Annotated in this window: 11 protein-coding genes; 6 read left to right on the top strand and 5 right to left on the bottom strand. The window is 53.2% G+C overall.

The window, feature by feature from the left end; translation table 11 throughout:
• The first annotated feature begins 27 nt into the window (after positions 1 to 27).
• Positions 28 to 504, top strand: a complete 477-nt coding sequence (locus QQL65_RS03450) for a hypothetical protein (RefSeq protein ID WP_284362081.1) — start codon at positions 28 to 30, stop codon at positions 502 to 504.
• A gap of 101 nt (positions 505 to 605) precedes the next feature.
• Here the strand turns inward: QQL65_RS03450 and QQL65_RS03445 are convergent, their stop codons facing one another.
• Entirely contained in the window at positions 606 to 1,010 is a 405-nt protein-coding gene (locus tag QQL65_RS03445) for a Fic/DOC family protein (protein ID WP_284366202.1), read from the bottom strand.
• A gap of 6 nt (positions 1,011 to 1,016) precedes the next feature.
• Positions 1,017 to 1,187 carry a hypothetical protein gene (locus tag QQL65_RS03440; RefSeq protein WP_284362080.1) on the bottom strand — a complete coding sequence of 57 codons (171 nt, stop codon included), beginning with the start codon at positions 1,185 to 1,187 and terminating at the stop codon, positions 1,017 to 1,019.
• Between the two features lie 386 nt (positions 1,188 to 1,573).
• Here QQL65_RS03440 and QQL65_RS03435 point away from each other — a divergent pair, with 386 nt between their 5' ends.
• Positions 1,574 to 2,185, top strand: a complete 612-nt coding sequence (locus QQL65_RS03435) for a tyrosine-type recombinase/integrase (protein WP_284366201.1) — start codon at positions 1,574 to 1,576, stop codon at positions 2,183 to 2,185.
• A gap of 232 nt (positions 2,186 to 2,417) precedes the next feature.
• Here the strand turns inward: QQL65_RS03435 and QQL65_RS03430 are convergent, their stop codons facing one another.
• Both QQL65_RS03430 and QQL65_RS03425 read right to left on the bottom strand, forming a co-directional pair.
• Positions 2,418 to 7,013, bottom strand: coding sequence for a hypothetical protein (locus QQL65_RS03430; RefSeq protein WP_284362079.1), 4,596 nt, complete (start codon positions 7,011 to 7,013; stop codon positions 2,418 to 2,420).
• A 252-nt stretch (positions 7,014 to 7,265) separates the two neighbouring features.
• Entirely contained in the window at positions 7,266 to 12,296 is a 5,031-nt protein-coding gene (locus QQL65_RS03425; RefSeq protein WP_284362078.1) for an NACHT domain-containing protein, read from the bottom strand.
• 372 nt (positions 12,297 to 12,668) lie between these two features.
• Here QQL65_RS03425 and QQL65_RS03420 point away from each other — a divergent pair, with 372 nt between their 5' ends.
• From QQL65_RS03420 to QQL65_RS03405, 4 genes are all read left to right on the top strand, one after another.
• Positions 12,669 to 12,863 carry a hypothetical protein gene (locus tag QQL65_RS03420; protein ID WP_284362077.1) on the top strand — a complete coding sequence of 65 codons (195 nt, stop codon included), beginning with the start codon at positions 12,669 to 12,671 and terminating at the stop codon, positions 12,861 to 12,863.
• A 522-nt stretch (positions 12,864 to 13,385) separates the two neighbouring features.
• Complete coding sequence (locus QQL65_RS03415; RefSeq protein WP_284362076.1) at positions 13,386 to 13,790, top strand: DUF6157 family protein; 405 nt, start codon at positions 13,386 to 13,388, stop codon at positions 13,788 to 13,790.
• A gap of 9 nt (positions 13,791 to 13,799) precedes the next feature.
• Positions 13,800 to 14,135, top strand: a complete 336-nt coding sequence (locus QQL65_RS03410; RefSeq protein ID WP_284362074.1) for a VOC family protein — start codon at positions 13,800 to 13,802, stop codon at positions 14,133 to 14,135.
• Positions 14,136 to 14,238: 103 nt separating this feature from the next.
• Positions 14,239 to 14,667, top strand: coding sequence for a CBS domain-containing protein (locus tag QQL65_RS03405; RefSeq protein ID WP_284362073.1), 429 nt, complete (start codon positions 14,239 to 14,241; stop codon positions 14,665 to 14,667).
• A gap of 27 nt (positions 14,668 to 14,694) precedes the next feature.
• On the opposite strand, the gene QQL65_RS03400 is transcribed toward QQL65_RS03405, so the two are convergent.
• Positions 14,695 to 16,632 (bottom strand): M23 family metallopeptidase, encoded by a 1,938-nt coding sequence (locus QQL65_RS03400; RefSeq protein ID WP_284362072.1) that lies wholly within the window; start codon positions 16,630 to 16,632, stop codon positions 14,695 to 14,697.
• Between the last annotated feature and the right edge of the window lie 774 nt (positions 16,633 to 17,406).

Genomic DNA, 17,406 nt, shown 5'->3' with positions numbered 1-17,406 from the left:
GTTGCAAGCCTTTGCGGAGGGCTATTGATGGAAGGTGTCTGGGAATATTTTGGAAACTACTTTTTTGAAGTTGCATCCTTGTCAATCGCTTTTGGCGCCCTCGTTTATGCGGTGCTCGCATTCCATGTTGCTAAAACGGCAACTAAGGCAGCGGAAGCATCAGATTTAGTATCGTTCAATCTGAAGGCAGGTGAAGTAATGGCAAGGGCAGAACAGAGTTTTTTGTCACTGCAAAAAGCCTGCCACGATTTGCGGCTTCAGTGGGAAAACCACCACCGTCACCACACACCAAATTTGGGAGCTTATGAATCCCGCCAAGAAGACACGCGCCACATCATTGAAGTCGAAGTTGAAGGGCGAAAATTACTCATGATGCTCAAACACGAAATGGACAGTTTGAGCGTAGATACTCTCAAGGATTTCATTCAAAATGCAAACCAAACGACTACAAAAATCGAGCGGCTTGCTCTCCAGCTAACTCCTCCAAAACAGCTTTTCGCATGATACAGACGAGGGCTGATCGTTTCGACAGGTCGCAAACCTTTTAGTACATTTCTAGACCACTGGTATGAAGATTGCTAATGGCTCAGCGCCAAAGTGGTTAACTACGAGATCATGTTCAAAAGTGCTCGTTCAAGTGGCGCATTTTTGCCTTGGAAGCTTGCAATCATTGCCTGCATGAAAATGTCAGGAACAATTTGGTCTTCGTTCATGGTGAAGCCTGAATTGTTTAGAAGAATATCAAGCAGCGTAAGCTGGCAGCGCCCATTACCCTCTCTGAAGGGGTGAATAGCGTTGATTTCAGCGATGTAGAATGCCGCGCGCTCGGCAAAGTGTTTTGAGTTAGTAAGCCCAACTAAATGGTCTTCATTGGCGAGCTGTCTAAAAATATTAGTCATTTCGCCATCAATATGCTCGGGAAAGCAAAACCAGTTTCCACCTTTCCCGGTCCTGATTTCGCGGGATTGGCCAGCCCAGTCATACACATCTTGGAAAAAATGATGATGAATGCGCTTCTAATGCACGTAGTCGAGGTTGCCAGCGGGTAGCGGTTCTTCCGCCCGCGTCAAATACATTAGTTGCTCAAATTGATCGAGCTCATCCTGATCGCGAAGGCCGACCTTGTTTTTAAGAACTTGTGTACCCGGATAGCAAAGAGGATCGTCGGTTGCGTTATAGCGACTCATTAACCCTGCTTGGTGGCAAACGAACTAATGATTTCTTTGCGCAAGGCATCACCATGGAACCCGCGGCGTTCCAGCTTATTAATCAACTTTCTGGACTTCGAATTCAAAGACATACCTTCGACCAATGCGAATTTCGAAGCTTTCGCCTTGCCAAGACTCGTTTGAACGAACTGGCTTGTAGTTGCTTTGTTCTGTGGGTTTATGATTTTGCTCATATAAAAATATTACCACGAATTTCCCGTCAAAAGCAAAGGGATTAGCTTCATCCTGCACCCAATTTGCTAATTTGCGAGCTTGGTGAGACAATGAAATGCTGAAAGTTTGAGTGCTGCGGTAGGAGGGTATGGTGAAAAGGGCTTGTCATGTCTATTTCATCAAATCTACCAATGGTCATTCCTTCCAACAGAGCTTGGAACCGTGGTCGAATAATCGGCCAAAAGAGACCACTTCAACCAAAGCATGTTTGGGCAATTCGCGTTCGACTTGAAATTGCAAAGTCATTTCGAGATTTGGCGCTGTTTAACACGGCAATCGATAGCAAGCTGCGTGGATGTGATCTCGTCAGCATGAGGGTATCTGATGTATACGCCGCTGGTTCTATAAAAGAGCGCGCATCGGTCCTGCAACAAAAAACAAACACTCCAGTTCGGTTTGAATTAACTGCAGGCACTAGAGCATCTCTAAAGGCGTGGGTTGATCATCCCAAAATGAGCGGACACAGCTTTCTTTGGCCTGGACGATTTCATGATCGACCCCATATTTCAACCCGACAATATGCCCGGTTGCTCAAAGGCTGGGTTCAATCAATTGGTTTGGAACCAAGTGCCTATGGGACGCACTCAATGAGGCGAACTAAGGTCGCGCAAATCTATAAGAAGACCGGCAACCTAAGAGCTGTGCAGTTGCTTCTGGGCCATACAAAGATGGACAGCACTGTGCGTTATCTTGGCGTTGATCTGGAAGACGCTCTGTCGATTTCTGAGAGTGTCGAAATTTAGCTCGTTGACAAGGTCGATCGTGGGGATCGACCTACTCGGCTGTTTAGCTTTTACTCAATTTCGGGTATGGCAAATGCAGACCTCCAAAGTTAATATTGCTCGGAACTCTATTAAACTTGCCATTGCAGACAATGCAGTTATTGCGTCGGTCTCTGTTACCTACCTTATCTGAATTGACTTAGCGTATCTGGCGAGCTTGAACTTGTGCAAACATTATTTGCCGCCCCCTTGGTCAAAGAGCTTCATCCGGTAGAAAGAGGGCAGCAGGCGACTTATCTCCGAAGAGATGATCCTTGCGCTTCTTTTGCCATTTTTCGATGCGGCGTCCGATCTCACGAAGAACTGTCGGAAAGAATGCGCGACAGATATCGCTCTCTGCTCCCATTGTCTCCGTCCAGATATCAAAACGCAGATCGACGATCTTGGTTAGCAGCACTGAAGCTTGCCAGAACTCCAAGGGTGTTTTGGCCGCCCTCATTTGCTCATACCACGACCGTGCCCAGAGATTGCGCTGATAGGAATCGCTCGCAGCCTTTTGTGCGATGCCGATGTAGCCCTGCGCGCCATCGAAGCGCGCAAGGACGCTAATTGCGTGAGGGCTCTCATCGCAAAAGCCCGCCAGGGTCAGTGCCATGCATGTATCGGCAGGTTGCCCGCTTGCTAGCAATTCATCGATCGTTTCGTCAACAATTTTGGCCCTGCCAGATAGGTAGGCAGCAAACACTTCGAGCGCGATCGTCCTATCATCCCGCCGTGTAACTAGGCGACGCTTGCAGATATCTCTGAGTGGTGGCTCGTCAGCGTTGGCCCATAGAGAAAGGCACTCTGCAGGCACTTTCGCGACGCCTTGGACGCGGTTGATCGTGGGCTCAACGCCCATTAACCGGGTCAGCAGTTTCTCCGCGTCGGCTTCCTTAGCGAGTGTGACTGCAAGTTGGACTGCCACATGATGGAGATGGCGCAACTGGGCATCTGATGCCGCGTTAAACATCCCAATCCAACGCCTACCCGCAGTTTCGTCAGCGTCAACGAGCGCTTTCACACCGCCTAGGGTCAAATCAGTGAGAACGAGATTGGCCTCCGCCGTTGTGAGCTCCCTTGTGAAGCAATCGTAGGAACGTGCCATGCGATCTTGGCGCGCATCGAACTGCTCACTACTTTCACCCAGACGGTCGAGCCGATCTCTTATGTCCTGACTGGGGGGCGGATCGTTTAGTGAGATGATTGGTGGGCTCGCGCTTGCCGCATTCGGCGTTGACGTCGCCATCTCAGGCAGATTGGAAGTCTGCGTGTAGCCAAGCGCCTTGACGATGGCTTCGTCGACGCGCTTTGCAATTACCTTCGAGGCCGCCGAGCCGAGCGCCTGTGCGGCAAAGCCATAATAATCGAGGTCTATGCGATCAAGAGCCTCTTCAAGCGCAACTAGACCGCACTTTGCTGCTTCAAGAAGCGCAGAGGAGCCGTACCACCGTTCAAAGGTCTGCTTACCGGCGCGCAATGGCCTTGCATCCCACCCACTCTCGACGACCGTCTTCAGCAGCTCCTGATCGCCGCTGGCAGCAGCAGCCCCGAGGGCTTGAGTCCGCACTCCTGCATCACCTGACTTGAGTAACTCCCCGATGATGGAGCGTGACCGCAATGATAGGATGGGCCTCGAATACCGAATGGCTGCAAGAACGGAGCTTTGCTTGTCTGTATCCGTTGATTGGAGAACACGCTCAAGCACGCGCTCGGCGGCCGACTCTGATGCAGGAAGTAGCGCATCTAGGATATCGAGGAGAACCGTGTTTCCTTCGATGCTAGCGATTGCTTCAAGTTGCTCTTCTGCAGGAAGGTGGGCGATCGCAGTGAAGACAGAGTACTGAGCGGTGAGCCACTCGTCGCGTTCATCTCGCTGACTATCAAATGTCGCCGTGCTGGCTTGACCCGCTTTGAGAATGTCCCGTGCCTGTTGACCCGTTAGTGCTGCACTGTGCTCGAGCAGGGTAAGAGCGCCCTGTCGGCGAGCAATACCCGCTCTCGTTAGGATGTCATCAGCCAAAGCTCGATGCGCAATGACAGCGTCATCGAGATGAAAGCGTGTTACCCCCGTCCTTGCCATGTCAAAGAAGTGGTCTACCGAGCTGTGCCCCATATGGTTTGCAAGTTTGGATGGATCAATGGCGCGATACTGCTGCGCTGTTGCGTCCACGTTGTCTGGCTTCGTTGTGCTGGGATCGCAGGGATCGACCGCGCAGTAATCTGTAATGCGCGACCATCCAGGGAACTTCTCTCGATCTCGCGTGAGCCATTCGGCGAGTTCTTCCGCTCGTTTCGCGTCTGCTAAGTCACCTGTTGCGCGCAGAATTTCAACAGTCGCCCACTTCCCAACGGTTGATGAGTTATCGCCCGCAAAAGTCGATATCCCCTTGAGAAGGGCTGCCCTCGTCTCTTTCCAATCTGCGCGATTAAACCGAATGAGTTGTCTAAACTCCCTATCGGGCGCGTGAATGGCAGGGCCTAGTGCGCCGGAGAAGCTCCACCTTACTAGATCATCTGCAAAGCCTTCTAGGGTCTTGCCCGCGAGCAGAAAAAAGGCCAGTCGATGTAGCGTGTCGAAATGCCATCGGTCCGAATGATGTAGGTTTTCGTCCCGATACTTTTTCTCGATATAAGTTAGGCCGTTGACCTTCTTGTCGATCTCCGCCTGACGCTTGTTCCGTTCCTCGGTGACTTCCTTCTCAGCGTCGCGGCCTGGTGACTTGAACATCATCCGCTCGGGGGCGAGCGAGTAGTAGGCAAGCCAACGTCGCACGGCGTCTGAGATCGCGTCCCATACCGTTGGGTTATCGCGATGATTATGAAGTGCGTAGAGTAGCCAATCGGCGTTTTGCACGTGAGATTTGCTCATGTGGACGTTCTGAGCTGCGGTGAGAAACGACGGGGCTGCAGTCCGGACCAGGACTGCAAATGCCTCAGAGTCGTCGTTAGGTAAATTCTGCAACGAGACGAATTGTTCGATAAGCGCTGACCTTACCTCGAGGCTCGCCTCTTCATCGAGGCAAGCGATCTGTGTAGCGAGAAAGACGATGCTTGCTGCTTCATCAAGCGCAGTGATCGGCTCAAGGATGATCGCAAGCCGATCTCGTGGGTCACGTTTGTTGCGAAGCTCCTTCTCAAGGGCGTCAATAAGAGAAAGCGCTAGCCCGAGGTTGAGGCCATCTTGTTTGATCTCATATTGCAGACTGCCTTTGACGGGCACGAAAAAGCGAGACGACGCCACATCTTGAAGTCCGTGGTGGTTCTTCGAGTTAAAGACACGAAGGTCATCGGTTTCCTGCCTCTGCGCTCGTGCCAGCGTTTCATTTGCGAGCGATTTTAGGAGCTCGGCGTACTCTGGACCGGATATAGGCTCGGCACCTGTCTTCTGAGTCTTGCGGAGGTGCTCAAACAGGAGACGGCCAACACTTAGTTGATCGATTGTTTCGACATCGTTTTCGCTAAGAAGGTCGATTGCGATTCCCAATATTCTGGGGTTGCGAAGCGATTGAAGAACGTCTTGTTTCACCTTCTTGGCATCGATCCCTCGGCCCTGAAGGATGTCTTTCACCTCGGCCACGGTCCATTGATTGACCGGCACTTCAACAACCTTGCAGGCAAGGCTGCTTTTTAGGTGCGCCCAGTGTGTGAGCCTTGTGGAAATGACGAGGCATCCGCCGATCTTCGCAAGCTCAGAAGCAGCGTGATCCAAACGTCTAGACCAGTCAGCCTTCAAGGGCTGATTAAGTCCATCGAAGACCATCGTAACGCGAACGTTCTTAGGTGGCAGATTAGCACGCCATCCTCTAATCCGTCGACACCATCTTTGTGTTGCGCGGTCGGAGCGTTGCCCTCCCGTTTCTTGAATCAGCTTATTGATGAGGAAGGACTCAAAATCCCCGGTCGCCTTTGGCGAAAGCAGTTCTTCTGCGGGGCAGATAATGAGAATGGAAGATGGGTCGCGAGAGAGCCACGCAGACGCTGTGAGCCAAGACTTACCAACACCTTCATCGCCAATAACGGCGTAAATCTCTGCTGTAGGCTGCCCCGTGAAGGCGTTCGCTAGCTGCGCTTCTAAGGGGCGCGAAATTCCTGCGAGTGCCGACGTATCGCGAGGTGCAAGTGGCTGACCAAACGCGGCACGCGCGGACACTCGACTTGAAAGTGTGGTTATCAAACGCTCTCGATTGCGACCCCGTGCCTGACCTAGCCCTGCTTCTTCAGCTGACAGGGCGTCACGTAGGGTTTCAAGTCGTGCTGGCAAGTCAGGATGTTTCGCGAAATGATCGATCGCGTGGAGCGCGTCCTTTATTAGGTGTGCTTTTGGTTTTCCCTTCAAATTATCGCGGATGAAGTCCTTTGCCTTCTGATTAGCGTGGGCGATCGCGACAAGGAGCGCACCAAGATCATTGTGGTTCCAATCGAGGAGAACTGCACCTATCCCTAGCCGCTCGCACACCACGCGCATTTCGGTTGCGGTCTGCGCTGCGACCTCACACGTGGCACCAAGTACCCAAAGGTCCAATTGGCCCGCATCATCCTTGATAAGATCAAATAGTTTAGCGGTGATCTCAGAAGTCTTTGGGCTCTTACGGTAGCGCTTGCCTTCGAAGTAGGTAGCCCCACCGTCAAACGCACTGTCTCCGTCGCGCCCACGTTGGGATCCAGATTTGGCAAGGCGAAATGACTGGCCCGTAACAGAAGATAGCACGATGCCGAGCAGCCCCTCAAAACCATTGGGTCCCGAGTGATAAAGCGCCAAGAGCGCACTACGTAAATTGTCAGAATGTTTGTTATCTACACTGTTCATAATTAAAGAATAAATATTTCTATGTGTTATATCCTATATTGTTTTAGTATTTTGCAATCAAACTACCTAATTTTGTATTTGACTGCTGGCTGTGTCGTCTTTGTCCTGCAGACAGGCCGCGTCAGAGAATAGCGGAGATTAACCGCCACGCAGCGTTCAAAACCGATGAGTGTAAAACACCGTGCTACTATTCAAATGTGTTTGCTCTGGGTTCTTATTGCTGCGTTTAGAACAAAATCCCAACAGTGCACATTAAGTAGTTTGGTTTTTGACGCGTATCAAGAAGTCCGTATCTACTGTTACTCCGGCGTTCAAGAGGACTTCGCAGACAGCATTCCAAGCAGGATAGTTGGATAGCTGTGCAGCTTTTCTCCCGATCGAAAGCACGCGCCGCCCAATGCCGAGTTCGTTCCAAAAGCGATTATTCGCTTCCTTGGCCCATCGCTCTGCAGCGGCCGCGAGCGGAACTTCTGCGGTGATTGGCTCCAGGCATTCGAGAATATTTAAAAACAAGTATGCGATCGTAGGGCATGATGGCGCTTCCCCAGTGATCTCAAGCAACAGCGGGATGAAGGGCGTCAATTCGGGATCAGCCAAACCCTTCGTGTAAGCTTGGCCCTCACCAAACCCATAGCTCACCCGCATGAAAAAGGCGCTGATGAGCTCCTTGAGATGGATTTCCATGCCGTCGCTTGTCGACCACAAATGACTGCGCCAGTGACGTGTTTGCTTGAGACGCGGCCAAAGAGCCTCGCGTACCGACAACAGATAGGCTCGATCTTCCGCATCACCTTCGATCAGACGAAGATCGCTTTGCACGATGAGTGCCGCGGCAGCGTCGATGAACGCTTCATCGGAGAAAGCTGTTACAATGTCGAATACCAACGCTTGGCGTGTATCGTCTTCCCAGTCGCGGGCATGCGCCGCTGCATAGTCCATCAGGCCTCGCGTCCAAACGCGCTCGATATCGCTATCGTCTTCGCCATCCTCGCCTGGCCCGTTCGTCTCTATGAGCCAGTCCCGATTGGCGCGCATAAGCGCTTGCGACATCGTTCCAGCATTTGGGCCGAGATGTTCGAGCGTGCGAAGCCACGCCGTTCCGGCTTTTTCGTCGAAGTAGTAGTCAGGCCATTGCGGTTCGCGTGGAGCAGGCTTCTTGGCACTGCTCCTACCGCCGATCGTCAAAGTCCTTTTTGCACGCCTCGGTCGTCGCGACGGCGGGGTAGGCCAGTCAGGCTCTGCACCACCCCCCCGCCATAGCCGCTCTGCCTCGATCGCGGAGGAAAGACGCAACTTCAGATCTGCGCGTCGCGTCTCATATGCGGACTCGTCCTCCTCATAGTTTGCGCGACGGGGAACCCAGCAGGCTAAGAGGGCTAAACGACAAATCGAGATCCGGGCTTTCTCTTCAATCTTACCGACAGCAGATTGGTGTCTCAGGAAGACAGGCGCTGCGCTCGCAACGAACTCACCAACGGACTGCAAGAGGCGATCTGTATCTGCCTCATCACCGGTAGCGGCTGCGAGATAGAGACACCCAGCGATCGCCAGCGACCTCTCATCGTACATGATATCGTCTCGCGGCCATGCTCTCGATGGATCCTCGGTGTGCAGAGCCTGGTCGAAGGTCGATGCAAGTTCACGTCGCCGTCGCGCAACGTCTTCGGGCGCGCCAAAGCGGGCGACGAATGCTGCTGCCGCAATGCGCGCAAGCCAAGGGTCGTCTGGGTCATGCGAAGCGTCGCGGTTCTCGCCCGGCACGGTTGTAATCGTCTCTTCCAGGATCGTTTCCGCGTCAGCAACGCTGACGCTGACGGACTTCGTCTCGTCATCCATCGCCATGCGAACCGCCAGAGAACGGGTGAACGCTGACTGCTCCGCACTCGCTTTCGCTGCCCCTTGTTCCAGCCACTTCTTCTGTCCAGGGGGCCATTCGTAGACCCATCCTTCGCGTTCCTCGCCCGCCGCGTCCCTCTCCTTGACCCGCTTGTAACTGCCCCGTGACAAGAGGCGGAGCGCATGGGACGCCATGAATTCAGGCGAACTCCATTCGACAGCGTCCTGCATCCACGGTCCAAGCCGCCTCACGGCCACATCGAGCCGCTCCTGCAGCACGGCAAGCTCTTGCTCAGAATTTCTGAAGACGAGCTGAGGAATGACGTCGTGCAGCGCAAGGCTTCTTGACACACGGTTCGCCAGATCTTCTTCGACAGATCGGTCGGATGCTGGGGCCGACCGCCAGGCGCTGCCGAGCAGCCCCCCTCCCATAGAATCAACCCGGTCGATGTTGGCTCGGCCAGCGTCCAACGCTAATGTTTCCGGCGACGCGAGAAGATCTCGCAGGATTTTTCCGTCTAGCGATGAATGAGACAAGACGAGGTCGACAACAACGAGCCATAGCGCACCGAGGATCGGTCCCTCACCGATCACTTCGCCAATCACCAGTTCAAGCGTCTCGCCGTCGTCAAGTCTGCGATGCGCCCAATGTTCTAGCGCCAAGAATGCCTTGGACAGCATTGCTGATGGTGTGCGTCCACGCGACCAGCCATAGCTGAAAGACGCCGCAATCCTACGTGTCTTGCCCATAAACTCTAAAGAGAAATGGGGATCATCATCCTCAGGAGCGCACGCGCGCACTGTCAGCTCTCTAATGAAGGACGTACCTGTGGCGGGCGCCGCCTGAAAAATTTCTGTGAATACGCTCATGCCGCATCGGCCGAGTACAAACGGACTGTCGACGCGCGACAATGCAAAAGAGCGGCGACGCCTTGGCCTCCAATGATGTTCGTCTTCATCTTCGTCGTCTTCGGTTGCGCGCAGGAGGGCATCCGCAAATTCGGCAGGTGCTGCACCCGCCAACCGCCCGGGAAATTCGAGAATCTGGCTCATCGCTGCTTCCGGGCGCTTCGAATTTTTGACAGCGTTCAAATAGCGAACTGCGGCGTCTGGCGAGAACGGCGCCCAGAGCGCAAGTTGTAGTCGAGCTGTTTCAAGAGCGTCGCCAGTGACCGCATAGCTTATCTCCGGGAGGGGATCTCCATACCGAGGCAGCGGGCGGTCTCTGTGCTCGATGTCCGCGACCAGAATGTCAGCAAGGCGATCCAGCAAGACTGGCGTCACGGTCTTTTCGCCAAACGCTGCAAGAACCAGCCAGTTTTGGAAAAGGTCAACGACTGCGGACAAAGCATCTGGCTTCAAACGGTCGAAGCGCCGCAGACACCACAAGATGAGAGGCATCCACTCCGGTCCCTTTGGAATCGTGATGCCTTCCGGAAATTCAGCTCCGTCTGGCAAGACTTCACGAAAAAGGGGCGCTGCGTACTGGGTATGCGATGCGATGAAACGCCTGACGAGTTGAGCCGCCCGGCGCCCCTTATCCGCCAGAAGATGCGCATCGTGTCGATCGAACAGAGTGTCTGCGCGCTCCGATCGGATTAGCGCCAACAATGCAAGGCTCGCCCATCCCAGGGCGACGCCTTCCCCCTCCAGTCGCGCGAGCAGTTGTGGCCAAGCCTCGTCTGAACCGCTTTCAGCAAGCATCCGGCACGCGAGTTCAAACCCACGGGTCATCCAGAAAGGTGGCGGCGCGTCAAAGGGCAGACCGTCCATCACGTCGGGATCATCCGATAGGACGCAGGCGACCGCCCAGTCCGTAAACAGATCATGCCTGAAGCGAACCCGGTCCGACTGGATTTCGACAAGCACTCCGTCCGCAATCAATCCCGCAACAGCCTGCGCGTCCTGTCCCGCGACATCGACTAGACCGGCGCCTTCGATAAGGCCCTTTCCCACTGCGTAAATCACCCGCTTGCGTGAACGAGTCTCGCCGCTCGTACGCGCACTCGCCTCCGCACCAGAGGCCAGCCAGTCGTTTGCGAGTTCCGCCTCACTGATTGCTTCGGCAGTATTGAGTCGCGTTCTGACCAGTAGCCGCAACTTCAACAGGTTTCGGGCGAGCGCTTTCGCTGGATGGTCCGGCTTTAGCAGATGGGCGAGCTGCGGAGATGCAGTCGCGAGCGCTTCGGCCTCATCGTCATCGAGCCCGTCCAACGTCAGTCGTCCGCGAAGAGACAACTGCCCGAAAGTCTCTTCGCCGATCCATGTAGCGGCTTCTTCCTCCCATCCAGGCCGTGCAGTGAACAGCACCGTCAGTCCCTGACACCGCAATCCTGCACGTAAGAGGTCGAGGACAGTCTTTCGTTGCGAGCTGTCAAGAAACCGATCAAGACCATCAATACAGAGGTAACCACCGCCATCGCAGGCAAGATCGCTCAAAAAATCGTCTGCCGTCGCTTGTATATTGAACTGAGAGCGCATCGCGGGCCAGCCACCAGGCAAGGTCCGGTCCGGAGCTAGCACCAATATGCGAGAAACTGCTCCGCGACCCTCGATTACAGTTCTGAGCAGACCGGATTTGCCAACGCCGCTAGGCCCGGAAACCTCAACCACGCCGTCGTGCGTCTCTGCAGCTTGAAGCATCGCCTCTAACTCCCGCCGAGGCTTTTCCCGCGCGAGCCGGCATTCATTCACCGTGAGTCCGATATCATCCAGCGCATGGCGACTGAGTTCCTCGATATGGCGGCGCGCCGCCGCTAGCGCCGGCGCCGAGCCGATGCTGATACCCACAGCGTTCAGCTTGCTGACCAGCTCGCTTCGGTTCAGTTCGCCTCCCATGGCGTCGGCCCGAACGACAAGCCCGAACAGACCGTCATAGGGATCGGGGCCACCGTCGGCAGATGTCAGCTGCCTTGCACGAAAGCGATCATGCTGCTCGGCTATCGAGTTCGGGCGGGCATAATCGAACGTCAGGACTGAGAATGATCGAAGGATTTCGTAGAGAGTATCGTCCCCGGTCTCACCGCTCTTTTCGAGGTGAACTCTGAACGCAGCAACGAACGCGCGCATGTCCTTATTGCCGCGCCCTGGCGCCTCAAGGAGCTTCAAGAACGAAGCGGCATCGATCGTCTGCTGCGCAAGTTCTAAAGCTTCCTGCACGCCATTGTCAATCGCTCTCGTGGTGCGCTCAATGGCAACCGCAAAGCGGCGATTCTGCTCGATCTTTCGTGCTCTGACAATTGCGTCTACGACCGACGCGAAGTTGTCGTCGCCCTTGGTGAACGCCATTGATCGTTTGACCTGAACTTCAAGACAGCGGTCTTCGCCATGAGACGTCTTGCAGTGCACAATCACGTCGTCGAGCGGATGGTCCTGACCGCCACGTTGAAACTCAATTCGATCAACAATTGCACCCGGCAGCCCAAACGGCTCTGTTTTGGCAAGCAACGCTAACGCGTAATGAGTACCAACTTTTGCTTCAAATTGTGGGCCTGCTGGTCCGGTAGCTCGTGGACTCGAATCAGAAATACTACGACTCTCCAAGATTTCGCCATCACGTTAGATATACAATGTTTATGATTACGTTTCCAGCTGAGTTGCCATCGCAACAGCCACTTTCAATCAACAACCCAAGCTGTTGTGAATGTCCACTTTCCGCTCATTTTGCCAAAGGTACCATTTTTGCGAATGTCTCAAAAGTCCACATAGCTGCCATTCGCTGAAAAAATTCCACATACTTATCCCCGCTCTCAAAAGCTGTGCCTATACTCATTGCATCTTCTTTGAAGTCTTGTGGATTGCCGACGGGCAGTTGAGGCAGTGGATGAGTTTTTGGGCGAACGCTTTTGCGTGAAGCGCCAACACGCATCTACCAAAAGAAGAGGCTGGGATATGGGTTGGCCGCAATTCATATCGCTGTCATTTGCCGTCCAGTCCGACACCGAGGGCAGGCGTAAAATCATCGGGCAGCAAGTTGAAGCTGTTCTGGAAGTCTTTTTGACTCACGGCGCGTAACGGATTTGGAATGACGCCCTAAAACCGGGCTATTCCATTTCCTGCACCTCCGGCGGGGCGGCCATAACTTCTCGCGCCGAAAGGCTGGCAGTTGGCCGGGGTCCTTGGCAACGAGTTGCCTCGTCCACCTTTTCCCTCGCTTGCTCGCCATTTGTGTCGGGCAGCAATTGGCGGGGGTGCTGGGCCAGCCTGCGTGGCGCGAACGCCAAAAAGTGCTGTCGCAAGACCGCGACGGCGGCTCAAAAAGATATTCCAATGTTCGATCAACGGATCATGATGTGGCTAAGGGGATAAATGGGTGAGCACCCCGGGGTGGCCGATGTTTAGCGTCAAAAACTCAGTTGTGCGAGGCGTTTATTGTCTCATCTTTTTTTAAATATCAGTCGAGCCAATATGCGCCTCGCACCCACATCCTTTTTGTCCCGCAATCGGCATGATCCGAGTTGCGGATAGAGCTGTTTCTTGATTGACGACTCGGAAAATTGGATTTAGAACAAAATAGGAACAAAAGTGGAGGGGAGCATGCACACAACGAATTACCAAAACAGCTTTATTGCGATTTCCCCGGACAGTGGTGCACTGGTTGGAGCGGTGCCAGAGCGTTCAGGCACTGTGGCGGCAATGCAATATGGACGGGTGGCGGCTTCCCCCTACACCATCACGAGCGATGAGTTGTTGTTTGGCATATTTGCGGATCGGCGGGAACTGTTTGGGCAAGCGCGTGACGAAGCCATGCTGGCCTTTTTCTCAAAAGGGCAGCCCTGCATGCGCGCTTCGCCTTTGGTGAAAACCTTTGGATGGGGCGTGCATTATGACGCGATGGGGCGCATGGCGCTTATCGCTGTTGAAACGGATCAATATGCAGATTTACTGGCCGACAAATCCCTAGAGCAAATTGTGGGAATGCGGTCGAAACGAAAAGGGTAGTTGAGCAAAATGATATTGAAGATTGATTATGTGGAATTGCCGGGAAAAGACCTGGCGCGCAGCAAGCATTTTTTTGCCAAGGCGCTGGGGTGGACTTTTACAGATTATGGGCCGCAATATTTCTCGTTCGACAATGCTGGGCTTGATGGCGGCATGGACGGAACCCCCGAGGCTTTGCCTCATGCTTTGGTGGTGCTCAAGGCAGATGATTTGGAAGCAGCGCAGACACAAATCGAATCGGGTGGTGGGGAGATTGTTAAGCCGATTTTTTCGTTTCCCGGCGGGCGACGCTTTCACTTCAAAGAACCCAGCGGCAATGAAATGGCGGTGTGGAGCGATAAGTAAAATTGCGCATCGTTCGCCAAAAGTCGGTGAAATGAAGTGCTAATCGCGCTTGCTCAGAAATTGTTATTGGCGCACACTCGGATTGTCGAAAGGAGAAATGCAAATGAAAGTTAGCGATATTCTTCACGAGAAGGGCAGCAATGTTCTCACGGTCGTTCGCTCCGATTCGGTTTCCAAAGCAGTAGATATCTTAGGCGAGCACAATGTTGGTGTTGTGGTTGTTCTTGGCGATGTTGGGGAAGTGTGCGGCATTCTATCTGAACGTGACATTGTGCGTCGTTTGCGCGAATCGGGTTCATCAGCACTTGAGGGATCAATTGGCAAATGCATGACGCCAGATCCGTTTACATCGGATTTGGATGCAACCGTTGATGAGTTGATGGGCGTGATGAGCCAAAAGCGCATTCGCCATATGCCGGTTGTTGATGGTGGAAAGCTTGTTGGTCTGGTTTCAATCGGTGATTTGGTCAAACGCAAGATTGAGCAAGCCGAACGCGAAGCCGCCGCTATGCGCGACTATATCGCCTCGTAAAGAACCAAGTATGTGGCGGTAGGTTTGCTACCGCTGCGCAACATTAATCGGCTTGGCCTCGCGGTCCATAAGTTCCTGGATTTGCGCGATGGTTTGGTCGAACTTGCGGCGATACTTATTTGGCAGCGCCTTGTCGCGCGGCAGACGTACTTTAAGCGGATCAACGGTTCTCCCATTGATCTTGATTTCATAGTGCAGGTGTGGCCCGGTTGAATATCCGGTGGAGCCCACATAGCCAATAATTTGTCCTTGGCGTACGCGAGTGCCGGGCTGCATACCCGATGCAATGCGGGTCATGTGTGCATATGCGGTGCGGTAGCCGTTGGCGTGCGTTAGTTCAACATAGCGGCCGTAACCTGAAACCCACTGCGCGCGTTTTACAACGCCATCGCCCGCTGCATAAATTGGGGTGCCTGTTGGGGCTGACAAGTCGACTCCGGTGTGTAGCTTATAGGTCTTAAAGATTGGATGGCGGCGATAACCATAGTTTGAGCGCAACTTGCCCCCACCTTTCAGCGGGCGGCGCATCAAGAACTTCTTACCCGTTTGGCCGTTCTCGTCGTAATAGTCGACGACGCCATCATCGGACTGGTGGCGATACATATGCCGTTCGGCCGTGGCCAGCTTTAGGCCAACATAGAGCAGTTCTTTGTGGCCTTGCGCGTCAGGCTCCGCAAATAGAAGCTCAATCGAATCGCCTGCATTGATCTTCTTGGTGAGATCTAGGTCATAGGCGAACATGGCGATGATGCGTTCAATAGTGGTATCGGGCAGGTCGTGTTTGCGTCCGGTTTCAAAGATCGAGCGATATAGAGAGGGCAAGTTTGCCACATCAATCTCTTCGCTGTCCTCTTCAGGAAACTCAATTTCGGGTGGTGCCAAACCAAGAACGTACTGCCCTTTGTCGGTGCGGGCCACAGTAACAATATGCTGCGCTTTGCTCGTATATACGCTCATGCGATAGGGCAGTTGCGTGTTTGCACCGACTTCGCTACCGAACAAAATCCGTAGTTTGATCCCCGCATTTAGCGTGGTGGAAGGGAACACATTCTTGATAGCGCCTTCAATACTGGTCACCATGGCTTGCGTAAAACCGTTCTTGAGCAAAACATCGGCAAGTGGTGCGGTTTCACGTACCGTCAATATCCGCTCGGTGCGCGAAATACTGGAACCATCTAAATTGGTGCGCGGCACGATGGATATGTTTTCAGCGACAGACGTGAAGCCGTCACGTACAATAGAAAGTGGATTGATATTCTGCACATCGGTTGGCGCATAGGCCAAAGCCGCGCCATCAAATCCGGTATATGCGCCTTCTACCGTTGCCCGCACATATTCTGCGGCGCGCAGATCAGAGATCGTTGGTTGCGGCGGTGTGTTTAAAGGCAATGCCGCTTGGACAACGGTTACTTCACCGTCAACCTCTGCGCCATAAATGTCTGTGTTGATGGTGCGGGTGTCGCTTGGCAAGCTGACCGGTTGATTCCGGCTTAGCAATGAGACCGGGTCGTAAGTTGGTATGTCTTGCGACAATGAAGTCGCTGATGTGGCAAGCGTTGCGCGGATACGTTCAAATGGCTGCCTGCGAATTTTAGCGACCCCATCCACGGTTTCGCGAATGGAAGCTTCTATTGTCTCTTTGTCCGATCTTGTCGCAGCGGTAGGGCGAACGCGATCTGTTTTTGTTGAGACCTGGACAGCAGCCGTTGCGGCGGGCGCCTCAATACTGAGAGCCTCATATGGAGTAGAGAAAGTGCGTTTGCCGTCAAACGATACATATAAGACTGCGGCCATAAGCAAACCGCCGGTCACACCAGTTAAGACAATCCCGCTTAGCCATTTGAGTGAAACTTCCTTGCTTTCGGGTGCATTGGCGCGCAGAGCATTTATGCTAAGCGCAGCCGCGTCCCGAAAACCCGCCGACTTTAATAGTGCTCGATCTTGTTTGCGTTTTACTGCGTTCAAAACTCAATACGACCTTATGAATTGCTAGATGCCAACACCATTTTCGGCGGCCCAACATTGGACCATGTGAGCAGCACCGACGTTATGGCACGACTTGCACCACGAGTTCAATGCGCCCAATTGTAATGCGTTTAGCGTCCGCGGGGACAATTAATGCCATTGCGCTTGCTTGTTTGCGTTTAAATTGGGGCGAAACTTGGTCAGACACCGCACAAAGCTTTACCAAAATCCTGAGTTGGATAGTGCCGGACCGCCCGGCGTACCTATGCCCGTAAGGAGGGATGTGCATCGCAGTGAATGCGGATGTCAAAAAACTGACATTTTTCTGAAAACGGCTGTTGACTCTGAAATGGCCCAGCCCTATAACCCCCCAGCGCTGAGGGAAACGGGGTCGCAAGACAACGACAACAAGGCGCTAACCGATTGAAAGATAAATGAAAATTTAACTTTCGGTTTAGGTGAGATTTAGAGCCAAAATGGCTTTTGATGCTCATCTGACCTAATTGCGGACAATTTGGGAAACCAAAGAATCCTTAATAAGGTAACCAGTTGAAGAATATGAATTATTTTTCAATTGGGCATTGAAAAACTGATCTAGTTGGTTTATCAATGTTGATGCTTGAAAAAATGGATGCTTTTAGCGTTGGTTTTTCTCAAGATTTTCTAGTTGAAGTTTGTTGATTTTAATTAGAATTTGGGTGTTGACAGGTTGTTTAGGTAGCCTTATAACCCGCAACACTGAGCGAATGATTTGGTTTGTTTGTTTGGTGTTTC

This window comes from Maritalea porphyrae (assembly GCF_030159895.1).
In the GTDB taxonomy this organism is placed as follows: Bacteria; Pseudomonadota; Alphaproteobacteria; order Rhizobiales; family Devosiaceae; genus Maritalea; species Maritalea porphyrae.
This window is presented reverse-complemented; position numbering and strand designations above follow the sequence as displayed.